Source organism: Enterococcus sp. 125944 (genome assembly GCF_051909435.1).
GTDB lineage: Bacteria > Bacillota > Bacilli > Lactobacillales > Enterococcaceae > Enterococcus_D > Enterococcus_D gallinarum.
This window is the reverse complement of record NZ_JBQASY010000010.1, coordinates 53,261-77,173: the sequence shown is the minus strand read 5'-3', so window position 1 is coordinate 77,173 and position 23,913 is coordinate 53,261. Positions and strand designations below refer to the sequence as shown.

26 protein-coding genes and 2 tRNA genes are annotated in these 23,913 nt (G+C 41.5%); 23 read left to right on the top strand and 5 right to left on the bottom strand.

Translation table 11 applies throughout. The annotated features are described in order from the left end of the window. The first annotated feature begins 23 nt into the window (after positions 1–23). The 15 genes from murA (at position 24) to ACTFWY_RS10325 (ending at position 9,995) form a co-directional block, all read left to right on the top strand. Positions 24–1,313: a UDP-N-acetylglucosamine 1-carboxyvinyltransferase gene (gene murA, locus ACTFWY_RS10395; RefSeq protein WP_439926811.1), complete on the top strand. Its 1,290-nt coding sequence runs from the start codon at positions 24–26 to the stop codon at positions 1,311–1,313. Positions 1,314–1,328: 15 nt separating this feature from the next. Further along, a complete protein-coding gene (locus ACTFWY_RS10390) occupies positions 1,329–1,505 on the top strand; it encodes a DNA-directed RNA polymerase subunit beta (RefSeq protein WP_005471848.1) in 177 nt (58 codons plus the stop codon). 83 nt (positions 1,506–1,588) lie between these two features. Then, positions 1,589–1,864, top strand: a complete 276-nt coding sequence (yidD, locus tag ACTFWY_RS10385) for a membrane protein insertion efficiency factor YidD (protein WP_003127593.1) — start codon at positions 1,589–1,591, stop codon at positions 1,862–1,864. 53 nt (positions 1,865–1,917) lie between these two features. Continuing rightward, a complete protein-coding gene (locus ACTFWY_RS10380) occupies positions 1,918–2,373 on the top strand; it encodes a GNAT family N-acetyltransferase (protein WP_439926810.1) in 456 nt (151 codons plus the stop codon). A gap of 184 nt (positions 2,374–2,557) precedes the next feature. Beyond that, a complete protein-coding gene (locus tag ACTFWY_RS10375) occupies positions 2,558–3,430 on the top strand; it encodes an ROK family protein (RefSeq protein WP_439926809.1) in 873 nt (290 codons plus the stop codon). A 260-nt stretch (positions 3,431–3,690) separates the two neighbouring features. Next, positions 3,691–4,878 carry an ABC transporter substrate-binding protein gene (locus ACTFWY_RS10370; RefSeq protein WP_003127598.1) on the top strand — a complete coding sequence of 396 codons (1,188 nt, stop codon included), beginning with the start codon at positions 3,691–3,693 and terminating at the stop codon, positions 4,876–4,878. Positions 4,879–5,087: 209 nt separating this feature from the next. After that, positions 5,088–5,966 carry a branched-chain amino acid ABC transporter permease gene (locus tag ACTFWY_RS10365; protein ID WP_003127599.1) on the top strand — a complete coding sequence of 293 codons (879 nt, stop codon included), beginning with the start codon at positions 5,088–5,090 and terminating at the stop codon, positions 5,964–5,966. Positions 5,967–5,975: 9 nt separating this feature from the next. Beyond that, positions 5,976–6,953 (top strand): branched-chain amino acid ABC transporter permease, encoded by a 978-nt coding sequence (locus ACTFWY_RS10360; RefSeq protein ID WP_005471852.1) that lies wholly within the window; start codon positions 5,976–5,978, stop codon positions 6,951–6,953. After that, on the top strand, positions 6,934–7,710 hold the full coding sequence (locus ACTFWY_RS10355; protein ID WP_439926806.1) for an ABC transporter ATP-binding protein: 777 nt from the start codon (positions 6,934–6,936) through the stop codon (positions 7,708–7,710). Before ACTFWY_RS10360 ends, ACTFWY_RS10355 begins: the two co-directional genes overlap by 20 nt. Next, complete coding sequence (locus tag ACTFWY_RS10350; RefSeq protein WP_005471855.1) at positions 7,710–8,411, top strand: ABC transporter ATP-binding protein; 702 nt, start codon at positions 7,710–7,712, stop codon at positions 8,409–8,411. Before ACTFWY_RS10355 ends, ACTFWY_RS10350 begins: the two co-directional genes overlap by 1 nt. Positions 8,412–8,436: 25 nt before the next feature. Next, entirely contained in the window at positions 8,437–9,084 is a 648-nt protein-coding gene (locus ACTFWY_RS10345) for a CBS and ACT domain-containing protein (protein ID WP_003127602.1), read from the top strand. Between the two features lie 124 nt (positions 9,085–9,208). Further along, a complete protein-coding gene (locus ACTFWY_RS10340; RefSeq protein ID WP_005471857.1) occupies positions 9,209–9,445 on the top strand; it encodes a DUF2969 domain-containing protein in 237 nt (78 codons plus the stop codon). 85 nt (positions 9,446–9,530) lie between these two features. Then, positions 9,531–9,614 (top strand) — tRNA-Tyr (locus ACTFWY_RS10335). 1 nt (position 9,615) lies between these two features. Continuing rightward, positions 9,616–9,687, top strand: a tRNA-Gln gene (locus ACTFWY_RS10330). 140 nt (positions 9,688–9,827) lie between these two features. Then, the gene (locus ACTFWY_RS10325) at positions 9,828–9,995 is read left to right on the top strand and encodes a hypothetical protein (protein WP_003127605.1); all 168 of its coding nucleotides are present in this window, start codon (positions 9,828–9,830) and stop codon (positions 9,993–9,995) included. 156 nt (positions 9,996–10,151) lie between these two features. On the opposite strand, the gene ACTFWY_RS10320 is transcribed toward ACTFWY_RS10325, so the two are convergent. Continuing rightward, the gene (locus tag ACTFWY_RS10320) at positions 10,152–10,757 is read right to left on the bottom strand and encodes a TetR/AcrR family transcriptional regulator (RefSeq protein WP_060813470.1); all 606 of its coding nucleotides are present in this window, start codon (positions 10,755–10,757) and stop codon (positions 10,152–10,154) included. 176 nt (positions 10,758–10,933) lie between these two features. On the opposite strand from ACTFWY_RS10320, the gene ACTFWY_RS10315 reads away from it, so the two are divergent. Beyond that, entirely contained in the window at positions 10,934–15,166 is a 4,233-nt protein-coding gene (locus ACTFWY_RS10315; RefSeq protein WP_439926804.1) for an acyl-CoA dehydratase activase-related protein, read from the top strand. A gap of 188 nt (positions 15,167–15,354) precedes the next feature. Next, entirely contained in the window at positions 15,355–16,062 is a 708-nt protein-coding gene (locus tag ACTFWY_RS10310) for a GntR family transcriptional regulator (RefSeq protein WP_003127608.1), read from the top strand. A gap of 192 nt (positions 16,063–16,254) precedes the next feature. Here ACTFWY_RS10310 and ACTFWY_RS10305 read toward each other — a convergent pair whose 3' ends face one another. Beyond that, positions 16,255–16,890, bottom strand: a complete 636-nt coding sequence (locus tag ACTFWY_RS10305; RefSeq protein ID WP_003127609.1) for a YigZ family protein — start codon at positions 16,888–16,890, stop codon at positions 16,255–16,257. Positions 16,891–16,991: 101 nt separating this feature from the next. On the opposite strand from ACTFWY_RS10305, the gene ACTFWY_RS10300 reads away from it, so the two are divergent. The 5 genes from ACTFWY_RS10300 (at position 16,992) to hpf (ending at position 20,558) form a co-directional block, all read left to right on the top strand. Beyond that, entirely contained in the window at positions 16,992–17,285 is a 294-nt protein-coding gene (locus ACTFWY_RS10300) for a DUF7662 domain-containing protein (protein WP_003127610.1), read from the top strand. Between the two features lie 71 nt (positions 17,286–17,356). Next, on the top strand, positions 17,357–17,677 hold the full coding sequence (locus ACTFWY_RS10295) for a PTS sugar transporter subunit IIB (RefSeq protein ID WP_003127611.1): 321 nt from the start codon (positions 17,357–17,359) through the stop codon (positions 17,675–17,677). 215 nt (positions 17,678–17,892) lie between these two features. Continuing rightward, positions 17,893–19,203: a DEAD/DEAH box helicase family protein gene (locus ACTFWY_RS10290; protein WP_439926803.1), complete on the top strand. Its 1,311-nt coding sequence runs from the start codon at positions 17,893–17,895 to the stop codon at positions 19,201–19,203. Further along, complete coding sequence (locus ACTFWY_RS10285) at positions 19,193–19,867, top strand: ComF family protein (protein ID WP_439926802.1); 675 nt, start codon at positions 19,193–19,195, stop codon at positions 19,865–19,867. Before ACTFWY_RS10290 ends, ACTFWY_RS10285 begins: the two co-directional genes overlap by 11 nt. Positions 19,868–20,000: 133 nt before the next feature. After that, positions 20,001–20,558: a ribosome hibernation-promoting factor, HPF/YfiA family gene (gene hpf, locus ACTFWY_RS10280; protein ID WP_208774850.1), complete on the top strand. Its 558-nt coding sequence runs from the start codon at positions 20,001–20,003 to the stop codon at positions 20,556–20,558. A gap of 250 nt (positions 20,559–20,808) precedes the next feature. Here the strand turns inward: hpf and ACTFWY_RS10275 are convergent, their stop codons facing one another. Together ACTFWY_RS10275 and ACTFWY_RS10270 are read right to left on the bottom strand one after the other, a co-directional pair. After that, positions 20,809–21,603: an SDR family NAD(P)-dependent oxidoreductase gene (locus ACTFWY_RS10275; protein ID WP_439926801.1), complete on the bottom strand. Its 795-nt coding sequence runs from the start codon at positions 21,601–21,603 to the stop codon at positions 20,809–20,811. Between the two features lie 18 nt (positions 21,604–21,621). Next, positions 21,622–22,464 carry an aldo/keto reductase gene (locus ACTFWY_RS10270; protein ID WP_439926799.1) on the bottom strand — a complete coding sequence of 281 codons (843 nt, stop codon included), beginning with the start codon at positions 22,462–22,464 and terminating at the stop codon, positions 21,622–21,624. A 128-nt stretch (positions 22,465–22,592) separates the two neighbouring features. Here ACTFWY_RS10270 and ACTFWY_RS10265 point away from each other — a divergent pair, with 128 nt between their 5' ends. Next, a complete protein-coding gene (locus tag ACTFWY_RS10265) occupies positions 22,593–22,952 on the top strand; it encodes a winged helix-turn-helix transcriptional regulator (RefSeq protein WP_003127619.1) in 360 nt (119 codons plus the stop codon). A 91-nt stretch (positions 22,953–23,043) separates the two neighbouring features. Here ACTFWY_RS10265 and ACTFWY_RS10260 read toward each other — a convergent pair whose 3' ends face one another. Beyond that, positions 23,044–23,913 (bottom strand): sugar ABC transporter permease, encoded by an 870-nt coding sequence (locus tag ACTFWY_RS10260; RefSeq protein ID WP_003127620.1) that lies wholly within the window; start codon positions 23,911–23,913, stop codon positions 23,044–23,046.

Genomic DNA, 23,913 nt, shown 5'->3' with positions numbered 1-23,913 from the left:
CTGCATTATTTGGAGGGAACAAAATGGAAGAGATTATCGTTCAAGGTGGTAATCGTTTAATTGGAACTGTCAAGGTTGAAGGTGCAAAGAATGCCGTTTTACCTATTTTAGCAGCAAGTTTGTTAGCAGAAGAAGGAACAACGACTTTAGAGAATGTACCGATTTTATCTGATGTTTTGACAATGAATGAAGTGATCCGTCATTTAAACGTCGAGATTGCTTTTGATCAATCAAAAAATACCATTACAATGGATGCTTCCCGCGAATTAGCTATTGAAGCACCGTATGAATATGTTAGTCAAATGCGTGCGTCAATCGTTGTTATGGGACCTTTATTAGCCAGAAATGGTCATGCGAAAGTTGCAATGCCAGGAGGTTGTGCTATTGGCAAACGACCAATTGATCTGCATCTCAAAGGATTCCAAGCTCTGGGAGCTGAAATTATTCAAAAAGATGGCTACATAGAAGCGATTGCTAGTGAGTTAAAAGGAAATACGATCTACCTTGATTTTCCGAGTGTAGGCGCTACTCAAAACATCATGATGGCAGCAGTCAAAGCCAAAGGAACGACGATCATTGAGAACGTCGCTCGAGAGCCTGAAATCGTAGATTTAGCGAACATTTTAAATAAAATGGGCGCAAAAGTCTTTGGTGCTGGGACAGAAACCATGCGCATTGAAGGCGTCCACCATTTGCATGCGGTCTCTCATGCGATCGTACAAGACCGTATTGAAGCAGGAACTTTCATGGTAGCTGCTGCAATGACAGAAGGCGATGTGATTATCAAAGATGCAATTTCTGAACACAATCGTCCACTGATTTCAAAATTAACTGAAATGGGTGCTAAAATCACTGAAGTTCCAGAAGGGATTCGGGTAGTTGGACCTAAAACAATCAAAGCAACTGATGTAAAAACGATGCCTCATCCAGGTTTCCCAACAGATATGCAAGCGCAAATGACTGCGATTCAAATGTTGGCTGATGGGACTAGCATCGTGAATGAAACGGTTTTTGAAAATCGCTTCCAACATTTAGAAGAAATGCGCCGTATGAACGGTCATGTTAAAATTGACGGAAACATCGCTGTGATCGAAGGCGGCCACGAATTACAAGGCGCGCTGGTTTATGCAACGGATCTACGAGCGGCAGCAGCTTTGATTTTATTAGGCTTGCGTTCAAACGGATTGACTCGTGTCCGTAATCTGAAGTATCTTGACCGTGGCTATTATAAATTCCACGAAAAATTGCAACAGTTAGGTGCTTCTGTTGAGCGGGTAACAACTTCTGAAAAAACAGCACCAGTAACCGTTTAAAGAGGAGATGCGACCTTGAAGCTTAATCGATATATTTTAACTAGTTTGGTAAAAATTTTGTTGGTTATCTTATTGGCGATCCTGCTCTTTATTGCCGGCACTATGATCGGCTATGGTATCATTGGAGACGGTATGCCGTTAAAAGTGTTCTCGCCTCATCTATGGAACCATATATTGGACTTCATGAAGTAAACAAAGCTGAAACTAGAATGGAGCACATTGCTTTATTCTAGTTTTTTTCAATTCTATAAATAGAAGAGAGAGGAGTATGAGATGTGAGCAAGCTTTTGATTGGATTTGTTCGGCTGTATCAGCGATTCATCTCTCCCTTATTTCCCCCTAGCTGTCGCTATTATCCTACGTGTTCGTCCTATATGATTCAGGCGATCCAAGTACATGGGGCAGGTAAAGGAAGTTTGATGGGAATCTCGCGAATTTTACGTTGTCATCCGTTTGTAAAAGGGGGAATCGACTACGTACCTCAGCGCTTTACACTAAAACGAAATACCCAAGATCAGGAGCAGCCTACTTATCACTATCGCAAAAAATAAACCCTTCAAACTGCAGGGGTAGGCAGGAATGAACGGAGTAAAGGAGCAAAACGATGATTCGAGCTTTATCACCAAAAGAATCTTTGCCATGGCCGCTATTACTGGATGCTGATCCAGAAAAAGAAGCGGTAGATCGATACATACAAGCCAGTGAGATTCTTGTTTTTGAAAATGAGCAGCAGATCGTAGGAGTGATTGTTTATCAACTGCAAACAGCAGGATGGGAAATCATGAATGTTGCTGTTGCACCGGAAGCACAGAATCAAGGAATCGGTGGTCGTTTACTGACCGCAGCGTTAAGTAAGATTGCTGCAACAAAAACTACGGAAACTCTTTGTGTAACTATCAGAACTGGTAATCTTCCTTCCGCAGCGTTAACACTTTATAAAAAAATGGGTTTCATTGAAAAAAAAGTAGTCAAAAACTATTTTGTCGATCATTACAAAGATCCCATTTATGAGAACGGCATTCTACTTACTGATCAAGTGATTTTAGAGAAAATTCTCTAAAAAGCATCTCGCGCACTTTGACTTCATTTGAAAAATGGGTTTTGTCCGCCATTCATGTTACTCTGAATCAAATCATTTAGAGCGCGTTATTGTCCTTTTCAACGAAATCAACAGAAATCGCTTTCTTAACTGAGGAAAGTACAGTAAAATAAGGGAGATAACTGAGTGAGAAAGGAATGTTGAGATGACATTACTAGTATTTGATATGGGCGGTTCTGCAGTGAAATATGGATTATGGCAGGACGAACAATTAAGTGACAAAGGACAATTTGCGACGCCTGATACTTGGCAAAAAATGAAAGAAGAGCTCAAAGCAATTCGAGATAGCATTAAAAAACCTCTTGAAGGCGTTGGCATTAGTGCGCCAGGAGCGGTGAATGTTGCACAGCAGCAGATCAATGGGATCAGCGCCATTCCATATATTCATGGATTTAATATTTTCGCTGAATTGGAAGCGTTATTTCAATTGCCAGTCACTATTGAGAATGATGCCAATTGTGCCGGAATGGCAGAATTTTATCAAGGCGCTGGGAAAGATTTTGACACGGCAGCATTCATCGTGATTGGTACTGGGGTCGGCGGAGCACTTTTTCAACAAGGAAAACTGATCAAAGGCGCCCATCTTTACGGCGGCGAGTTTGGTTTGATGGTTCTTGATAAAGGCAAATCTTTTTCACAGTTAGGGACGGCTGTTCAAATGGCTTGGCGTTATTGTGACCGAATCGGTGTGGACCGCAAAACGATCAGTGGCGAGGAAGTCTTTCGTCGAGCAGAAGAAAGTGATATTATCGCCAAAGAAGAGGTAGACAAATTTTATCGCTATTTGACTGAAGGGTTATTCAGCATCCAATTTGCTTTTGACCCTGAAGTATTGATTATTGGTGGCGGAGTCAGTGCAAAAGCAGGATTGTTGCCAGAAATCAATCAACGAATGAAGAAAATGCTGGCAGCACAAGACTTAAATGACTTTGTTCCACTGATTAAGCTTTGTGATTATCGAAACGATGCCAATCTAGTTGGAGCGGCAGCTAATTTCACTGCACAAGTGCTGAATTGATTCAGCGCATTGTTGCTGCCATTTTTTCAATTTTAAACATAAACCTTGAATCAACAGATACACAAGTTGTGATCACTTTGGAAGAGTGGTCACAACTATTTTTTTCGGAAATCGATTACAATCGCGACGCATCAATCTTTATTTTTTTTAAAATAATTTAAAGTATCTGAATAAAGAAAATATTCTGATAATTCGTTGACATTTTCCCTATTATTAAGTATATTTGATAACATATCCATGGGAGTAGGGGAGGAATAATGATGAAAAAGAAATTTGCATTTTTATTTGCTAGTTTATTTTTATTATCGGCTTGTAGTGCGGGACCAACTGGTGGTTCCACTAGCGGTAGCGGTTCTGCTAGCGGTGGCAACAAACAAGAAGGTGATACGATCAAAATTGGTGTCAATTTAGAATTATCGGGTGCTGTTGCAGCTTATGGAACGGCGGAAAAAGAAGGAATTGATCTGGCGGTTGAAGAAATCAATGAGAGTGGCGGTATCTTAGGAAAACAAATTGAAATTGTTTCAAAAGATAACAAATCTGACAATAATGAGTCAGCGACAGTCGCAGCCAATTTAACGACCAATGATAAAGTAGTAGCAATGATCGGGCCAGCAACTTCAGGTGCGACGAAGGCGGCATTGCCAAATGTCACCAAAGCACAAGTTCCGTTAGTGACACCTTCCGGAACAGATGATGCGATTACTGTCAGCAGTGACAAAGTTCAAGGATTTGCTTTCCGTTCTTGTTTCCAAGACAGTTTCCAAGGAACGATCTTAGCAAAATATGCTGCAGACAACTTGGATGCTAAAAAAGCAATTATTTTAGGCGATAATTCCAGCGACTATGCGAATGGATTATCAGCAGCCTTTAAAGATAGCTACAATGGCGACATTGTACTCGAAGAGAATTTCACAGAAGGTGACAAAGATTTCCAAGCGGTGTTGACGAAAATCAAAAATGCTGACTTTGATGTATTGTTCATTCCTGGCTACTACACCGAAGCTGGTTTGATTATCAAGCAAGCCCGAGAATTAGGAATCGATCAGCCAATTATTGGTGCGGATGGCTTTGGTGATGAAAAAATGGTCCAAACAGCAGGCGCGGAAAATGTATCGGATGTTTATTATACAGGACACTTCTCAACTAAAGCTCCTGCCAATGACAAGGTAGAACCTTTTGTCGAAGCATTCAAAGCAAAGTATAGCAAAGAACCTTCCGCATTTAATGCATTGGCATACGACGCTGTCTACATGATCAAACAAGCCATTGAAGATCAAGATTCAGCAGACTCAACTGCGATTGCTGAAGGACTATCTGCTTTGAAAAACTTCCAAGGTGTGACGGGAGAGATCACCATGGACAAAAATCATAATCCAGAAAAATCAGCAGTTGTATTAGGACTAACTGAAGGTAAAGAAACGTCAGCTGATACAGTAAATCCTTAAATAGAAGGACCGTTCTTTACACGATCAAATAGGGACTGAGACAAAGTCGAAGGTAAGCGAACAAAATGATGAACGATAAATGAAAAAGTCGTAAATCTGTGATCCTATCAATCATGGCAGATACTCATTTGACTCGTTGCTGCAGACTTCTGTCGCGGTTCCTTTTTCTTAGACAAGTATCAAGAATTTAAGGTATTGGAAGTGAAAACATGGAAATGATGATCCAACAACTAATCAACGGTTTATTTCTAGGTAGTATCTATGCCTTATTAGCGTTAGGCTACACGATGGTTTACGGCATCATTAAACTGATCAACTTTGCTCATGGTGAAGTGTATATGATCGGCAGTTTTATTGGTTATTTTTTGATCAATCAATGGAATCTGGGCTTTTTTCCTGCACTATTCATCTCAATGATCGCTAGTGCAGCGTTAGGCGTGACGATCGAGTTTCTGGCCTATCGCCCACTCCGGAATTCCACCCGGATCTCGGCTTTGATCACCGCTATCGGTGTTTCCTATTTATTGCAAAATGTCATGATTTTTTTCTTTTCACCAGATGTCCGACCATTTCCACAAGCCATTGCCCGCAAAACTTATAGTATTGGTTTTGTGGAGGTAAGTAACATACAATTATTGATTTTAGCAGTCTCATTGGCGTTAATGATCCTTTTACAGCTAATCGTCAAGAAAACCAGAATGGGAAAAGCGATGCGTGCTGTTAGCGTGGATGCGGATGCCGCACGGTTGATGGGGATCAATGTCAATCGGACGATTTCCTTCACATTTGCTCTTGGTTCTGCGTTGGCAGCTGCTGGTGGGATGTTAATTGGATTGTATTACAATTCGATCGATCCTACGATGGGGGTTGTGCCGGGACTAAAATCTTTTGTTGCGGCTGTATTAGGCGGTATAGGAATCATTCCTGGGGCAGCATTAGGTGGCTTCGTGATCGGACTAATTGAAACAGTTGCTACTGCATTAGGTTTTTCTGATTATAAAGATGCTTTAGTCTATGTCATTTTAATAATTATATTGTTGGTCCGTCCGGCAGGAATATTGGGCAAGAACCTGAAAGAGAAAGTGTAGGTGTCAGTGATGAAAAAGAATTTGAAATACAACATTACTTGGTTAGCACTCGCCGCTGTTATCTACTTCGGTTTGTTTGCAGCTTATAACGGCGGATTGATCAATCTATTTTCAGACGCGATTATCGTCAATATCGGAATCAATATTATTTTAGCAGTAGGGCTAAATTTAATTATTGGTTTTTCGGGACAATTTTCTTTAGGTCATGCAGGTTTTATGGCGATTGGTGCTTACGCAGGGGCAATTTTAACAGCCAACAATCCTACATTTGGCGGATTTCTTTCTGGTCTGATCGTGGGGATGTTCGTTTCGGGGCTGATCGCACTAGTTGTCGGGATTCCAACATTGCGCTTGAAAGGAGACTACTTAGCGATTGCAACGTTAGGTGTTTCAGAGATTATCCGTATCTTATTAGTCAATTTACGAGGATTGACGAATGGACCTGCAGGGATATTCGGGTTACCGCAATTCAGTAATTGGCAAATCGTCTTTCTTTTTGCTGTCGGCTCCATCTTGGTGGTCTCTAATTTTATCCATAGTGGACCAGGACGAGCAACATTAGCGATACGAGAAGATGAGATCGCTGCGGAAGCAATGGGGGTCAATACAACGAAATACAAAGTGATTGCTTTTGTGATGGGTGCTGTCATGGCTAGTATTGCCGGTACATTATATGCAAGTTATCAACAATCGGTATTTCCGAAAGATTATGGCTTTATGAAATCGATCGATGTCTTGATCATCGTTGTGTTTGGCGGGATCGGTAGTACGACAGGAGCAGTGGTTTCAGCGGTCGTATTAGGTATATTGAATATGTACTTACAAGGCTTCTCAGATTTGCGCATGATTATTTACGCACTGGCATTGATCGCCATTATGATTTTCAAGCCAAGTGGACTTTTGGGAACTTGGGAATTTTCTGTGAAGCGCATCTTTGATAAATTTACAAAAAAGGGGGATGACACGAATGCCTCTATTGGAAGTTAAGAAGCTGACTAAGAACTTTGGTGGTTTGGCGGCAGTTTCACATGTCGATTTACATTTAGAAACTAATGAACTAGTTGGCCTGATTGGTCCGAATGGTGCAGGGAAAACGACACTCTTCAATCTGCTGACAGGCGTCTATGAACCAAGTGAAGGCGACGTTCTTTTAGAAGAACAAGGACAATCCAAGCGATTGAATGGGGAGAAGCCCTATCATATCGCAGATATGGGATTATCCCGCACCTTCCAAAACATTCGGTTGTTCAAAGATCTTACAGTGATGGACAATGTTCTGATTGCCATGAACAGCAAACAAAAAGAAGGCTTTTTTACGAGTGTGTTGCGGTTGCCAAAGTTTTATCACAAAGAGGCTGCAATGAAAGAGAAAGTCATGGAATTATTGCGTATCTTTGACTTAGAAAATAAAAGCCAAACACTAGCAAAAAATCTTCCTTACGGTGAACAACGACGTCTTGAGATCGTTCGGGCATTGGCTACTGAACCAAAGATCCTTTTTCTTGATGAGCCAGCCGCCGGGATGAACCCTCAGGAAACAGCGGAACTGACTAAATTGATCTACCGTATCCAAAAAGACTTTCAACTGACGATTTTATTGATCGAACATGACATGAGTTTAATCATGGAGGTTTGTGAACGCATCTATGTACTGGAATATGGGCAAGTGATTGCTCATGGAAAGCCAGAAGAGATCAAAAATGATCCGCGAGTGATCGAAGCCTATTTAGGAGGGGAACTCTAATGCTGCGTATTGAAAATTTAAGTGTCCATTACGGCATGATCCAAGCGGTTCATGATGTTTCCTTTGAAGTCAATCAAGGAGAGATCGTCTCGTTGATCGGTGCCAATGGTGCAGGGAAAACGACGATTTTGCGGACGATTTCCGGTCTGATCCGACCCTCTAAAGGCACGATTCTCTTTGAAGGCAAACCCATCCAAAAAGAAGCTCCACAAAAAATCGTTGCTAATGGATTATCACAAGTACCTGAAGGACGTCACGTTTTTCCAGGACTCTCCGTTCAAGAAAACCTTGAGATGGGCGCTTTTTTGCGAAAAGACAATCAAGTCAAAGAGGACTATCAGCAGGTCTTCACGAAATTTCCTGTCCTAAAAGAACGACTAAGTCAAGATGCTTCAACGTTATCAGGAGGAGAACAGCAGATGTTGGCAATGGGACGTGCACTGATGTCCAAGCCTCGGTTGCTTTTACTCGATGAACCATCCATGGGCCTAGCCCCAATATTCATCAAAGAGATCTTCTCGATTATCCAAGAAATCAAACAGCAAGGAACGACCGTTTTATTGATTGAGCAGAATGCCAAAATGGCTTTGTCCATTGCTGACCGCGGGTATGTTCTAGAGACTGGCAAAATCGTCTTGCAAGGAAGCGGGCAAGAGTTATTGGAAAGTGATGAAGTCAAGAAAGCCTATCTAGGCGGTTAATAGCTTACAACAAGGAGGATGAAAAATGAGTGTACGTGATTTTATGACCAAGAATGTCATCACTGTTCATTCGGCAATGCCAATATTTGATGCGATAGACTTAATGAAAAAACATGACATCCATCGATTGCCGGTTGTTGATCAGCAACGGTTAGTTGGCCTGATTACAGAAGGCACGATTGCAGAAGCAATGCCTTCAAAAGCGACAAGTTTAAGTGTTTATGAAATGAATTATTTATTAAACAAAACGACTGTAGCAGATATCATGCTGAAGAAAGTGACCACCATCAAACCGGAGGCGCTGCTAGAAGACGCGATTGCAGTCATGCGGGAAGAAAATGTCGGTGTGTTGCCTGTTTTAGCAGATGACGAACTAGTAGGGATCATTACGAATAATGATATCTTTGATGCTTTCTTGAAGATCACAGGTTACTATGAGGGCGGTACAAGAGTAGCTCTTGAGATTATTGATGACCACAGCGGTGTCTTAGCGGAAATCACGCAGTTATTAACAGATCATCAATTAAGTATTTTAACGATCGTGGTCAACCGAATGGCTTTGAAAACGATCGTAGAGATTCAAGTTGAATCCAGACAAGTGTCAGAAATCGAGAAAATTTTTGCCAATGCTGGGTATACGGTATTGAGTGCGGTATTGACCAATCAAAAATAAGCAAAAATCATGCAAACACAATCAGTGATTGCATGATTTTTTTCTGGATGAATGGTTGACTAGATTTGCTTTTGCTTTGCGGTGTTTTCTGGTAGAATAAACAAGGTATCTGAAAGAGGTGAGTATGATGTCGAAAAAAAATAAAGATATTGAAGTCCGTGTGGAAGAAACCGTTAAGGTGATCCAAGGAAAAGAATATGAAGTCCATCAACTAGTATTAGGGAAAAAAGTGATTGGTGAAATTCTCGCATCCGGTCCGAAAGAATTCCAAAGCTTTCTGGGCGAAGAAGATTTAGGTGCAAGCCGAACTTTGGATGCAGCAATTGAAACGATTTTGCGCCAATGGAACTTACATGAATAATTTCTTAAAAAAAATGACATTTTGCTCTTGCAATTTGTTATATTTTTAGGTATTATAACTGAGTCAGGTTTTTTAAAAGCCGTTTGGAGGAGTAGCGAAGTGGCTAAACGCGACGGACTGTAAATCCGTTCCTTCGGGTTCAGTGGTTCGAATCCACTCTCCTCCACCATTGGGGTATAGCCAAGCGGTAAGGCAACGGACTTTGACTCCGTCATGCGTTGGTTCGAATCCAGCTACCCCAGTCAGTGAACAATCAAGAAAAGTCAGCAAGCATGTCTTGCTGACTTTTCTTCGTTATTTATAGCAAAATTCTAAGGGTTAAAAGTTGAAGATTTTTTTTATTTACGATAGGCTATAGGTAAATAACTCAGGAGATGAGAAGATGAAATTTAAATTGAATCTAAAAGAAAAAGTCACCGAAGCAGCTGAGCATGTGTATGATGTTGTCAAACGTGAAGATTATGCTATTCGTATTGCACCAAAAGGTATCAAAGTTACACAATTGCGTAAAACAAAAGATACGATCAAATGGCGTTCAAAGAATCATTGATTGCGAAAAGGCATTGAGTAAAACAGCCCAATAACAAATAAACCGGACAAGAGTTGTCAGCCGTTTCACGTTTTCCTGATTTCTGAGAGGAAGTACTGGGGGAAGCAACTCTGGTTCGGTTTTTTGATTTATACGATATGCTCTCCTTCTCGTATGTTACCCTTCGATTTCGATACCGAGAACGGTTAAGTGTCCATTGGCGACTAATTTAATGACCAGTTTAGCTAGTTGGTCAGGAGTCATTTGACTATCGGCAGTAAGCCACCAGTGCAGAGTACCAACAAAAATCGATGTCATATATTCAATAACGAAATCCAGCGGTACTTCGATGGAGCTTTCTGTAATTTTTAATTTTGAAAAAATATGGTCATATTGTTCATAGAGAATCTCCGCGATTCGTTGCCGGACTAATTCGATGGCCGCGCCATCCATGATGGTCAGATAAAAAAAGCGATTGTCCTGAATGTGCTGATAGATTTTTGTCATCGCAAGTTCGACTCGTTTGATCTTGATTCGATTTCCCTGGACTAAATCTTCAAGGGACAAAATCGAAGTAAAGGAGTCGATTGCCATATCAAAAATTTTTTCATATAAATCTTGTTTGTCTTTATAATGAGCATAGAATGTCGCACGATTGATCATGGCTTCGTCGGCAATATCTTGGACAGTCACTTGATCGTAGCCTTTTTGCTCTACGAGTCGGATAAAAGCCTCCATGATATGTTTATTCGTGCGTTGAACCCGCAAATCAACTTTTTTCATTTTGTGAACTTCCTCTCAATTTAAACGACATTTTTACCGTTCCTGTTGCTTATCCCACACATTCCATGAATCTGTTTGTTGAAATGTCAATAGATTGTTCTTAAAATAGACATAAGTATTATAACAAACAGTTTGTAAGATAATCAACAAAGTGTTGGATAAAGCGGAGGCACCCTATGAAAAAATTAAGTGCTGGTATCGATGTAGGATCGACGACTGTCAAAATGGTGGTCTTGAATGAAAAAAAGCAGACCCTCTTTGCCAAGTATGAACGCCACTATTCGGATATCAAAACTGCCACAAAAAAAGTTTTACTGGAAGCTCAGGAAGTCATCGGTAATCAACAGGTCGCACTAGCAATCACTGGCTCTGGAGGGATGGGACTGGCCGAAGTTTTAGCGATCCCTTTCGTGCAAGAGGTCATTGCCTGTACTAAAACAGTTGAGACACTGATTCCTGAAACAAATGTTGCCATTGAATTAGGGGGAGAAGATGCCAAAATCACCTTTTTTGAAGGGGCGTTGGAACAACGAATGAATGGTAGCTGTGCAGGTGGGACGGGTGCGTTTATCGATCAAATGGCGGTATTGTTGAAAACCGATGCTAATGGTGTAAATGATTTAGCGAAAAATTATCAAACGATCTATCCTATCGCTTCCCGTTGCGGGGTATTCGCAAAAACAGATGTGCAACCTTTGATCAATGAAGGAGCAGATAAAGCCGACATCGCCGCCAGTATTTTTCAAGCAGTGGTCAATCAGACGATTGCAGGGTTAGCTGCTGGTCGTAAAATCAAGGGGAAAGTGGCTTTTTTAGGTGGCCCCCTTTATTTCATGTCTGAACTACGGCGCCGCTTTGTGGAGACACTGCAAATTGCTGAAGAAGACATTATTTTTCCAGAAAATCCCCAGCTGTTTGTTGCGATCGGCGCCGCTTTATATGGAGAAGAAACAGCTCAACTCAATACATTATTAGCCCGGTTATCAACCGATGATTCAGCGAAATTGCAACCGTCTCACACATTGGCGCCGCTATTTGCTACGGAAGAAGAGCTCGCAGTTTTTAGACAGCGTCATGGCCAATCTTCGGTGGAAGAAAAAAAACTTGCTTCTCATACAGGAGCAGCCTTTCTCGGTATCGATGCGGGTTCAACGACAACGAAAGTCGTATTGATCGACGAAGTGGGTAGGATTCTTTACTCTTTTTATGGCAACAATGAAGGGCAGCCATTGGAAACCACCATGCGGGTATTACAGGAAATGTATCAGCAGATGCCACCAGCTGTGTTTATTGGGAAAGCTGCGGTCACAGGATATGGAGAACAGTTGATCAAAAATGCACTGAAAATTGACATTGGTGAAGTTGAAACGATGGCTCATTATAAAGCCGCCGAACATTTCCAACCGGGGGTCGATTTTATTTTAGACATTGGCGGGCAGGATATGAAGGCCATGACTATCAAAGATGGTGCGCTCTCTTCGATCCAGCTGAATGAAGCTTGTTCCTCAGGCTGCGGGTCCTTTATTGAAACCTTTGCGCGTTCGCTGAAATACGAAGTCAAAGAATTTGCGTTAGCAGCCACTACTGCCAAGAATCCAGTCGATCTTGGTTCTCGCTGTACGGTATTCATGAATTCAAAAGTGAAACAAGTCCAAAAAGAAGGTGCATCTGTCGGGGATATTTCTGCGGGTCTCTCCTATTCTGTGATCAAAAATGCCTTGTATAAAGTGATCAAAATTCGTCGCCCAGAAGATCTAGGCGAAAAAATCGTCTGCCAAGGAGGAACCTTTTATAATGAGGCGGTGTTACGAGCCTTTGAAAAAATCAGCGGCAGGGAAGTCGTGCGGCCGTCAATTGCTGGCTTGATGGGGGCTTATGGTGCAGCACTGATCGCGTTAGAAAATTACGAGATTGGTGAAGTCACAACCTTGCTTTCAAGTGATGAATTGAGTCAATTTACTGCTGAAAAAGAATTCACTCATTGCGGGTTATGTGAAAATAATTGTATGCTGACTGTCACTTTATTCTCGGATGGACGCAAATTTATTACCGGAAATCGCTGCGAGCGGGGTGCCCGCATCAAAATCAAAAAAGAAGAGCGCAAGATAAATTTAGTCGATTACAAATACCGTCGCTTGTTTAAGTATCGCCCGCTTCGCAAAAAAGAAGCGTCTCGCGGGCGTATCGGCATTCCTCGTGTATTGAATCTATATGAAAACTATCCGTTATGGCATACTTTTTTTACAGAACTGGGCTTTCGCGTTGAACTGTCCCCACGATCAAACAAAGAATTGTATGAGAAAGGTATCGAGACGATTCCAAGTGATACCGCTTGTTATCCGGCCAAAATCGCTCATGGACATATTCAAGCGTTGATCGACCAAGGGGTCCCATTGATTTTTTATCCAGGAATTATTTTTGAAAGACCAGAAACAGCGCAGGCTGAGAATCATTTCAACTGTCCCATCGTACAAAGCTACCCAGATGTTATTCGCAACAATCTGGATGATATCCGTGCTGGCCGTGTGGATTATCGTAACCCGTTTCTAAATTTGGCAGACGAAACTTCAATGGTCAAAGTGTTGTCAGAAGAATTTCAAGATTTGGGTATCACTGAGACAGAGATCGCGCACGCATTGCGGCTTGGTTTTGAAGAATTGGATCAATTTAAGCTAGATGTTTGTCAGCAAGGGGAAAAAACCTTACGGATGCTGACCGAAACCAATCAGCGAGGCATCGTACTTTCTGGCAGACCCTATCATTTGGATCCGGAGATCAATCATGGGATCGCGGAAGTGATTACCCAAGAGGGCTTTCATGTATTAACAGAAGATAGCATTGCGCATTTGGGAAATGTCGGTCATTTACGGGTCGTTAATCAGTGGGTTTACCATTCTCGTTTATATGCCGCAGCACGGGTCGTTGCTAAAAGCAAGCAGTTGGAATTGGTCCAACTAAACTCATTTGGTTGTGGAATCGACGCCGTCACAACAGATCAAGTAGAAGAGATCATGGAACAATATGGCAAATTGTACACTGTATTGAAAATCGATGAAGGGGCTAATTTAGGCGCCATTCGGATCCGTTTACGTTCTCTTAAGGCAGCTGTCAATGAAAGGGAGAAAAACCATTTTATTCCTACTCAACGTTTTGAAGAACCAGCCAAGATCACATTTACTAAAGAAATGCGTAAACAACATACTTTGTTATTACCCATGCTAAGCCCAATTCATCAAAGTGGGTTAGTTGATGTGGCACTGCAAGCTTCGGGATACAATGTGATCTGCTTGCCGGCGGATGATCGAGAAGCAGTCAATGTGGGCCTGCGTTTCGTAAATAACGATGCTTGCTATCCAGCCATTATTTCCATCGGTCAATTGATCGAAGCACTCCAAAGCGGAAAATATGACTTGCAAAACACTAGCGTATTGATGACACAAACGGGCGGGGGATGTCGGGCAACCAATTATATCCCGCTGCTGCGTAAAGCATTGAACGAGGCGGGTTTTCCACAAGTTCCCGTCGTTTCGGTCTCCATGGGAAATCAAGGCGTGGAGTCAAATCCTGGCTTTAAGTTTACATTACCAATGCTCAAACGCGTGGCTGTTGCATTTTTGTATGGAGATTTATTTGAACGAGTTGTTTATCGAACGCGGCCTTATGAAGCCATCTCTGGTTCTGTAGATCGGCTTCATGAAACGTGGCTTAAAAAAGTTGAAAAAAATGTACGCAACGGTTCTTTTACTTTGTTCAACCACAACATGAAAAAAATCATTGCCGATTTTGATACGATTGATCTGCAGGACATCGTGAAACCAAGAGTCGGTGTGGTAGGCGAGATTTTAGTGAAATACTCTCCTACAGCGAATAACGATATCGTGAGACTTTTAGAAGCAGAAGGGGCGGAAGCGGTAGTACCAGACATGGTTGGTTTTATGAATTATTCGCTTTATAATCAGATTTGGCGCTATCAAAACCTAGGAATGGCCAAAAAAAGCAAATGGATCGCTGAATTTGCCATTGGATTGATCGAACGGATCCAAAAACCGATGGACCGTGCGTTGCGGGCTTCTCAGCGATTTGAAGGATTACACTCGATTTATCAATTAGCAGATGATGCTAGCAAAATCTTATCTATTGGTAATCATACGGGTGAAGGGTGGTTTTTGACTGGTGAAATGATTGATCTATTGAAATCTGATGTGACTAATATCGTTTGCATGCAGCCTTTTGGTTGTTTGCCAAATCATGTGGTCGGTAAGGGTGTAATCAAAGAACTGCGGCACCAATATCCTAAAGCCAATATTGCTGCGATTGATTATGATCCTGGAGTCTCCATGGTCAATCAATTGAATCGGATTCGTTTAATGTTGGCAACGGCCAATAAAGCTTTGCAAAGCAGCAACTAACATTCAGCGCTTTAACTATCCAATAAGACTGTACCAATTTGAGGGAACTTTTTTTCTTATTTTGTCTTTTGCAAGAAGAACAGAATGAAAAAAAGGATTTTTCCCTTAAATTGACAGTCTTTTTAGTTTTTTCATTGGTTATTTAGGTATATACCAGTTATAATAGAAACTGAATGGAGGAATAGACTATGGCAGAGAACTTACCCGTATACATACAGATACATGATCAAATCAAAGCAAACATCGAGAATGAAACCTACAAAATCGGTGACCGTTTGCCTTCTGAGCGCGAGTTAGCGAAACAATTCGGTGTTAGTCGCATGACATTGCGCCAAGCTATTCAGACACTAGCCGACGAAGGGATTTTGGAAAGAAAAATCGGATCAGGAACTTATGTGGCTCGTCAGAAAGTACAGGAGAAAATGAGCGGAACCACGAGTTTTACTGAGATCATGCGCTCACTTGGACGGGTGCCTTCTAGTAAAGCAGTGGCCTACTTCTTGACAGCCCCAAGTTCGAGTGAAATGGAAAAGTTGCAATTAGAAGGACATGAGACGATTTTACGGATGGAACGCATTCGTTATGCAGATGATGTACCTATTTGTTTCGAAGTGGCGAGTATTCCAGAGAAATTGATTCACAATTTTAGTAAAGAAGAAATCATCTCATCTTTGTATCATGTGTTAGAAGAAAAGGGCGGTCATAAGATCGGAGCTGCCTCACAAACGATCTCAGCAATGATTGCTTCGGAGCAAATCGCTGATTACTTGCAGATCAAACGCGGGGATGCAATTTTAAGAATGCGGCAAATTACCTGTTTTGAAAACGGACAACCATTTGAATACGTGCGTACACAATACGTAGGGAATCGTTTTGAATTTTATTTAGAAAAATAAGACAGGAAATAGAAAATTATATTGACCAAAGTGAAAGACAAAAGTGAAAGCTAGTAAACGAGGTGAAAGAGTAGCAAGAATTGTCAGAAATGATGCCTCAAGCAGATTCATGAGGCATCGCTTGACAGTAGCTATCTGAACAATCATTCTGCTTCACCAGCAAGTAATGACAACACAAATTCGATCTGTTTCTCAGGAAATCGGTCGTTCCACATAGCTGACAGGGCCGTGTGCGATCTCTAGTTGTCCTTGTAACAGATCTGTTAGATCGGCTTCTACCGCGGACAAGGATATTTCGGGAACCATCAGCGTTACTCGGATTTTATCCGTATAGTCAATGGATGCTAAGTGAATGTTTTGGTGCTCTAAGTGATTTTGCAGCTTTCCTAGCTGAGGATAATCGATGGTCAAATAAAGTGTCTGGTTAAGTGTCCCTTCAACGATACCGATTTCCTTTAAGGCAGCGGCAACAGTGCTTGCATAAGCGCGGATCAAACCGCCAGCGCCTAATTTCGTCCCACCAAAGTAACGGGTCACAACAGCAACCACATTGATTAATTCATTTTTTTTGAGGACATCTAGCATGGGGACACCAGCGGTACCGCTTGGTTCCCCATCGTCGCTGCTTCGTTGGATCTCATTGTTTTCGCCAATAACAAAAGCACTGCAATTATGATTGGCCTTCCAATGCTCTTTTTTGAGAGCGAGGATGAATGCTTTGGCTTCCTCTTCGGAAGTGACACGTTTAAGGGAACAAATGAATCGGGATTTCTTGATTTCTTGTTCACTTTGTCCATCCTCACGAATGGTGCGATAACTATTCTTCATAGGCTCCTCCTTTTATTTTCAGTATAGGTAATGTGGAGAAAAGTTTCAATGAAAGAAATCAGTAAAGAATAAGTGAACGGATAAAAAAGGAGGCGTTGCCATTGAGTAAACGCAAGAAATACGATATCATCACTCATTACTTAAAATCTAATGGCGGTTCTCAAGTCACATTGACTTTCACACAATTTGATGAACTGTTATTTCCGGCGACAGGGCTGCCAAAGAGTGCCCGCAAGAGCATTGATTGGTGGGCCAATGATTATCGACATCCGGAAAACGGTGCCTATGCGTGGTTGAATGCAAGATATGAAGTGGTTCACGTGAATTTAAAGAAGGAATATGTTGTTTTCAATCAATTGGTCAAGTCCAATTGGTTAATAGACAGTAAGCGTTGACAAATTTGAAACTTGTTCTATACTAGGAATAGGTAATGTTATATTATTTAAAATTTTAGGGAGTGTTCGATATGGCTAAAAAAACGATTATGTTAGTTTGTTCCGCAGGAATGAGCACCAGCTTATTAGTGACAAAAATGCAGAAAGCTGCTGATGCAAAAGGTCTTGATACAGATATTTTTGCTGTTTCCGCTTCAGAAGCAGATCAACATTTAGAAAGCAAAGATGTGAACGTTTTATTATTAGGCCCTCAAGTTCGTTTCATGAAAGGCGATTTTGAAAAACGTTTAGCACCAAAGGGAATCCCATTGGAAGTTATCAACATGGCTGACTATGGTATGATGAATGGTGAAAAAGTGTTGGATCAAGCATTGACATTGATTGGTGAATAAGCCCAATCCATTTTCAACGATTACTTAAGACTATTGAGTAGAACCTTACAGGTTTCGAATTTCTCTGTTTTGGCAGAAAATGAGAACGAGTAAGGTTCTTTTTTTGTGGATGGCGTACTTTAATTGTGTCGAATGACCAAGGCTTTCGAAAAAACTAGAGAATGTACCTGCTTTTGAAGGCTTGATCAGTCATATATAACGAGAGGAGGGATACGATGGAAGAAGGTGGTCGTCAAATTTTAGTATCCGAAAGGGAACGCAACAACTCCGACCAACTCAAAGGTGACATTCGTCCAGCCGTCTTAATCAAAGAGGCACAAATTGAATGTCAGCGTTGTGGCAGCTGCTTCAATAAAGAGGAGGTACAACTGCCAACAGGGATTCACTATTGCCCTGCCTGCATCCATTACGGACGGGCAGATACGTCTAAAGTTTTTGTGACAGTTTCGGAACAAAGCAGCGTCAGTTTTCCGAAAATTCATTGGCCTGGTCCACTAACGGTTTTTCAAAAAAGAATCTCACAAGCGTTGGTAAGAAATTATCAACAAAAAAAAGCAACGTTGGTTTGGTCGGTAACCGGCTCTGGCAAAACGGAAATGATTTTTGAAGTGATACAAGCGGCAAGGCTGCAAGGACATCGGGTAGCTGTCGTCTCTCCGCGAATCGATGTGTGCCGCGAACTGTTCCCTCGGATCCAACAGGCATTTCCCAAAGAATCTTGTTTACTGCTTTACGGAGATTCAGAGGAAGACTATCGGTATACAGACTTGCTTGTGGCGACCATTCATCAACTGCTGCATTTTTATCGGGCATTTGATCTGATAATCGTTGACGAAGTAGATGCTTTTCCTTATGAAGGGGACCAGCAACTAAGGTTCGGGTTAATGAATGCACTGAAAGCGACCGGCTGTCTGATTTATCTAAGTGCCACACCTTCAGATGCGTTACTAAAAGAAACAACAAATTTTGCAGTGGAAAAAATGCCGCTGCGTTTTCATCAGCGACCACTGATCGTTCCTCAACTGATTTGGTATGAAGGTTGGCGTAATGTGTATCAAACAAAAAGAAGACTACGGCGCTTATTGTTTCATCTGCAACACCTATCTCAAACAAATTTTGTCTTAGTTTTTTGCCCAAGTATTGTTTTTATGGAACGGCTAGAAAAAGCTGTTCGATCATTCTTAAAAGAGGAGACGATAACCAGTGTTTCAGCAAAAGACCCTGCTCGAATAGAAAAAGTAGTCAAGGCGCGCAATTCAAAGTATCAGATTCTTTTCACAACTACCATCTTGGAACGAGGTGTTACCTTTGAAAATGTTTCTGTAGTGGTGATAGGAGCAGATCATCCTGTTTTTTCTAAATCAGCACTGGTCCAGATTGCTGGACGAGTTGATCGAAAAGGTCCATTCAATCATGGAGAAGTTTTCTTTTTCTATGATCAAGCAACATCAGCGATTCGTAAGGCGATCTTGGAAATCCAAGCGATGAATCGATTAGCAAAGGAGTGGCTGGCAAGTGAAGTGTAGCTGGTGCCAACAGGAGTTTGCACGAGAACTGTGGCTGCGGGAGATTTTATGGCCATTAGGAATTCCTGCTTCAGAGAAGTGTCCAGACTGTAGGAGTAAAGTGCAGTTTGTTGATTTGACTAGCTGCTGCAAGACATGTTGTAATGAAAGCCAAAATTGTCGGGATTGTCGCTATTGGGGGCAACGTTATCCAAAGTTTCAGCTACAGCATCGTGCTCTGATGACATACAATCAAGGAATGCAGGAGTGGCTCCATCAATACAAATTAATGGGCGATTTTCGTCTGCGAGCTACCTTTCTCCCAGAGATCAAGCAAGCTTTCAAAGGATTGCTCTATGATCTGGTCATCCCGATCCCCCTTTCTCATGAACGCTATCAGCAGCGTGGCTTTAATCAAGTGACAGCAGTATTACAAGCTGCCGGGATTGATTACCGATCCTTACTAAAGAAAAAGATCCATTTACCTCCTCAAGCAGCAATGACTAGAAACGAACGATTAGCAGCTCCGCAACCATTTATTATCGAAAAGGGTCAAGAAATCAAAGAGAAACGTGTGTTGCTGGTGGATGATGTGTATACGACTGGACAAACAATTTATCATGCTGCAGAAGTACTTTTGACTTGCCAGCCGAAAACGATCACGTCCTTTTCTTTTGCCAGATAAGGAATTGTAAACGCTTAAAAAAATCTTAGCGATTCGCTTTCCAAATGCAAGATACTTCGATATAATAGAGTTAAGAAGAAGAAGAGAGTGGTCCTTTTCCTTCTTAGTGTGGTAGACGAAAGGGGTAATTTTTATGTTTAGATATAATGTACGTGGCGAAAATATCGAGGTAACTGAAGCGATCCGCGATTACGTTGAGAAAAAAGTAGGTAAACTAGAGCGTTATTTTAATGATGTGCCTGAAGCAACAGCGCATGTTAATTTGAAAGTATATACCGAAAAAACAGCAAAAGTTGAAGTAACCATTCCGTTACCATTCCTAGTCTTGCGTGCGGAAGAAACTTCTCCTGATCTATATGCAAGTATTGATTTGGTTGTTGATAAATTGGAACGCCAAATCCGTAAATTCAAAACGAAAATCAACCGTAAATCTCGGGAAACAGCTTTAGTGGCTCCAGACAATGGCGACTTATTCACAGCGGATACAAACGAAGAAGAAACCAATGGAGCAGAACTAGACATTGTACGTACAAAACGTCTTTCTCTAAAACCGATGGATAGTGAAGAAGCCGTTTTGCAAATGAATATGCTAGGACATAACTTCTTCATTTTTGAAGATGCCGAAACAAACGGCACAAGCATTGTTTATCGCCGTAAAGACGGCAAGTATGGATTGATCGAAACCGATTGATCAAAGAATGACTTGTCGGAAATCCCCAAAAAAGTCTTTTTTGACAGAGCAGAGTGATCTGCTCTGTTTTTTTGAATAAAAAAGCTGTGATAAAAGGGGCAGTTAAACAAAATGATTCGCTGAGTGAAATAAAATTGCCCTATCAATCCTGCAGGTGTAAATCCGATCTGCGGGATCATAGGGGCAATTTCATGGCCTTTCGGCTGCTGTGTTTGCTAAAGTCTTTTTGACATAGTTCTTTGCTGAGAAATCAATAAATCGTTGGTACTAAACCACCGTCGAGTCTCAAGGCGGCTCCAGAGAAAGAGGATGCGTAAGGACTAGCAACGAAAGCTACAAAGCGTCCAATCTCTTCTGGACGAATGAGCCGTTGAATTTGAGACAGTGGGCGATGCTTTTTCATGAAATCTTCTTCCCACATGTACTCCGGCAAATCACTTTCTTGATACATCGTTTTCAGCATCGTTTCTACGCCTTCGGTCAGTGTTGAACCAGGCATGATCGTATTTACAGTGACCTGTGTCCCAGCGGTGAGTTTTGACAAACTTTTAGCCAAAGAGAGGTTCATCGTTTTTGTCATGCTGTACTGCGGCATTTCTCCAGAAGGCATAACGGCTTCTTCACTGGCAATAAAAATCACACGGCCGAAGTTTTGTTGGAGCATATGAGGCAAATAAAATTTTGCTAAAGCATTTCCCGACAAAACATTCACATGGAAAAAATGTTCCCAAACTTCTTCGGTAATTTCCATGTAATCCATTGGTTCGAAGATCCCCATATTATTGACAAGAATATCTACTTTAGGGAAGTGGTCAAAAAGCTGTTGGCGAGCTGCTGCATCGGCTAGATCATATGGAGCCACTTGAGGATTCGTCTTAGGAAATTTTTCTTTTAATTCAGCAACGACAGCTTTGACACTGTCCTCTTGCCGTCCATTGATGATGACATCCGCGCCTTCTTTTGCCAGCTCGAAAGCAATTGCTTTCCCAATACCTTTCGTAGAGCCAGTGACCAGTGCTGTTTTCTTTGTTAATCCTAATTCCATTTCCTTCACTCCATTTCCTTAGTTAAAGTTAAATTGATCCGGATCGGGACCTACCCGGTGATCTTCGTTCAAACGGTTAAGTTCATGCATATCTTCTTCCGACAAAGAAAAATCAAAGAGTTGCTGATTTTGTTCCATTCTGTCGGGATTAACTGTCTTAACTACCAGTAAAATATCTTGCTGGATATGCCAGCGTAAGGCGATTTGTGCAGGGGATACGTGATGGCGTTGAGCCATCTTTACGAGGATCGGATGTTGGAGAATCTGACCTTGCATCAATGGAGACCAAGCTTGGATCTTGATTCCTTGTTGCTGACAATAATCACGCAGTTCTTTTTGAGCTAATTTTGGATGTAGTTCCACTTGATTTAACACAGGTTTGACTTTTGCTGCAGCGAGCAATTCCTTCAAATGATGGCTCTGAAAATTGCTGACGCCGATGGCTTTGATCTTTCCAGCTTGATGGAGGTCTTCAAGTGCCCGCCAAGATTCTTGATATGCATTTTTGCCAGGCCAGTGGAGCAAATAAAGGTCTAAATAATCCAATTGCAAAAGCGCGAGGGACTTTTCAAAAGCCGCGATCGTTTCATCGTAGGTCAAATAATTGTTCCAAACTTTAGAAGTGACAAAGAGTTCTTCTCGTGTAAGTCCCGTTGCTGCTAGTCTTTCTTTGATCCCTTGGCCTGTTCCGCTTTCATTATCATATATTTGCGCGGTATCAATCAAACGATAACCTTTTAAAATGCCGTTTTTTACAACAGTAGCTACTTCTTCATCAGGAATTTGAAAGACGCCCAAACCAAAGCCAGGAATGCTGACTTGTTCGTTCAATGTAATTGTGTCGGTTAATGAGTGAATCATATAAATTTCCTCCTTGATTTTTGGTAAATATACCTTATACTAAAAAAGTTCAGATGAATAGTACCTACTTTTTTGTACTATAGTGTCAAAAAAGTAACTTTTGTGAATTTAAAGGAAGTGTTTGAAGTATGACTCCAAAAAAATACAACATTGGTGTGGAAGCTACTATGGATGTGATCGGTGGAAAATGGAAACCGATTATTCTGTGTAATCTGCGAGATGGCGCCTTGCGTCCGAGTGATTTGAAGCGACGGATACCTGATATCAGTCAAAAAATGCTGACGCAGCAACTAAGAGAGCTGGAGACAGACGGCATCGTTTTGCGAACCTCTTATCACCAAGTTCCACCAAAGGTTGTCTATTCTCTCAGCGACTATGGTCTGACATTAAGCAGCGTATTGGATGCTCTCTGTCATTGGGGAGAAATGCATGTTTCAACATTGAAAGAACAAGGCGTTGAAGTAGCGTTAGCTAGTCAAGAGGCGTAGGGAAGATCAAAAACAAAAACTAGCAATCGTCGAGTCGAGAGTCACTCAGCGATTGCTAGTTTTGCTTAAAAAAAGTGAGGTAGGAAGAGGGTTATTTCACTGAACCGGAAGTAATTCCTTGTACATAATATTTTTGCATATAGATAAAGAGTAGGGTGATTGGAATAGCGATCAGCACACAGCCAGCTGTAAAGGACATAAACAACGAATTGGCTGTTGTTTTTGTCATCATAGAATAAAGTCCGATCGCAACGGTATAGTTTTTGACGTCATCACCCATGATGATTCGAGCAAAGATGAAATCCATCCAAGGACCCATGAAGGCCATCAAAGAGGTATAGACGATAATTGGTTTTGATAACGGCAATGTGATCTTGGTAAAAATATGCCATTTATTGGCACCATCGATCATAGCAGACTCATCTAGCGCCATTGGAATCGTATCAAAGAACCCTTTGGCAACGTAGAATCCCAGTGCCGCTCCAGCCGAATAAACCAAGATCAGCGCCAATAAGCTTTGTGTTAGGTTGAGGGCTTTTAGAATATAATAAACGGCGATCATGCTCATAAAGCCTGGGAACATATTCAATACCAAGGCAACTTTCAAGAAAGGTTTACGAAGTCTAAAGCGCAACCGTGAGAGAGAGTAGGCCATTGCGATTGTAATAAATGTAGACAAAAGACAGCTGCAGACAGCAACAAACAATGTATTCAAGAACCAGCGGACAAAAGGGTAGCTGCCGCTATCATTGGCTAATAGTTGTCGGTAATTTTCAAAAGTGAATTCTTTGGGAATGATATAAGGAACGAAGGCCCCACCTTCTCCTCTAAAACTTGTCAAAATGATCCAAACGATCGGGAATAACCAAAGAACAGAAAGAATGATCAAAATCGTATAAATCAGAAAACGGGTTTTTGACTGCCCTTGTTGGTAGCCGGATTTCTTTTTCTTTACAGACAT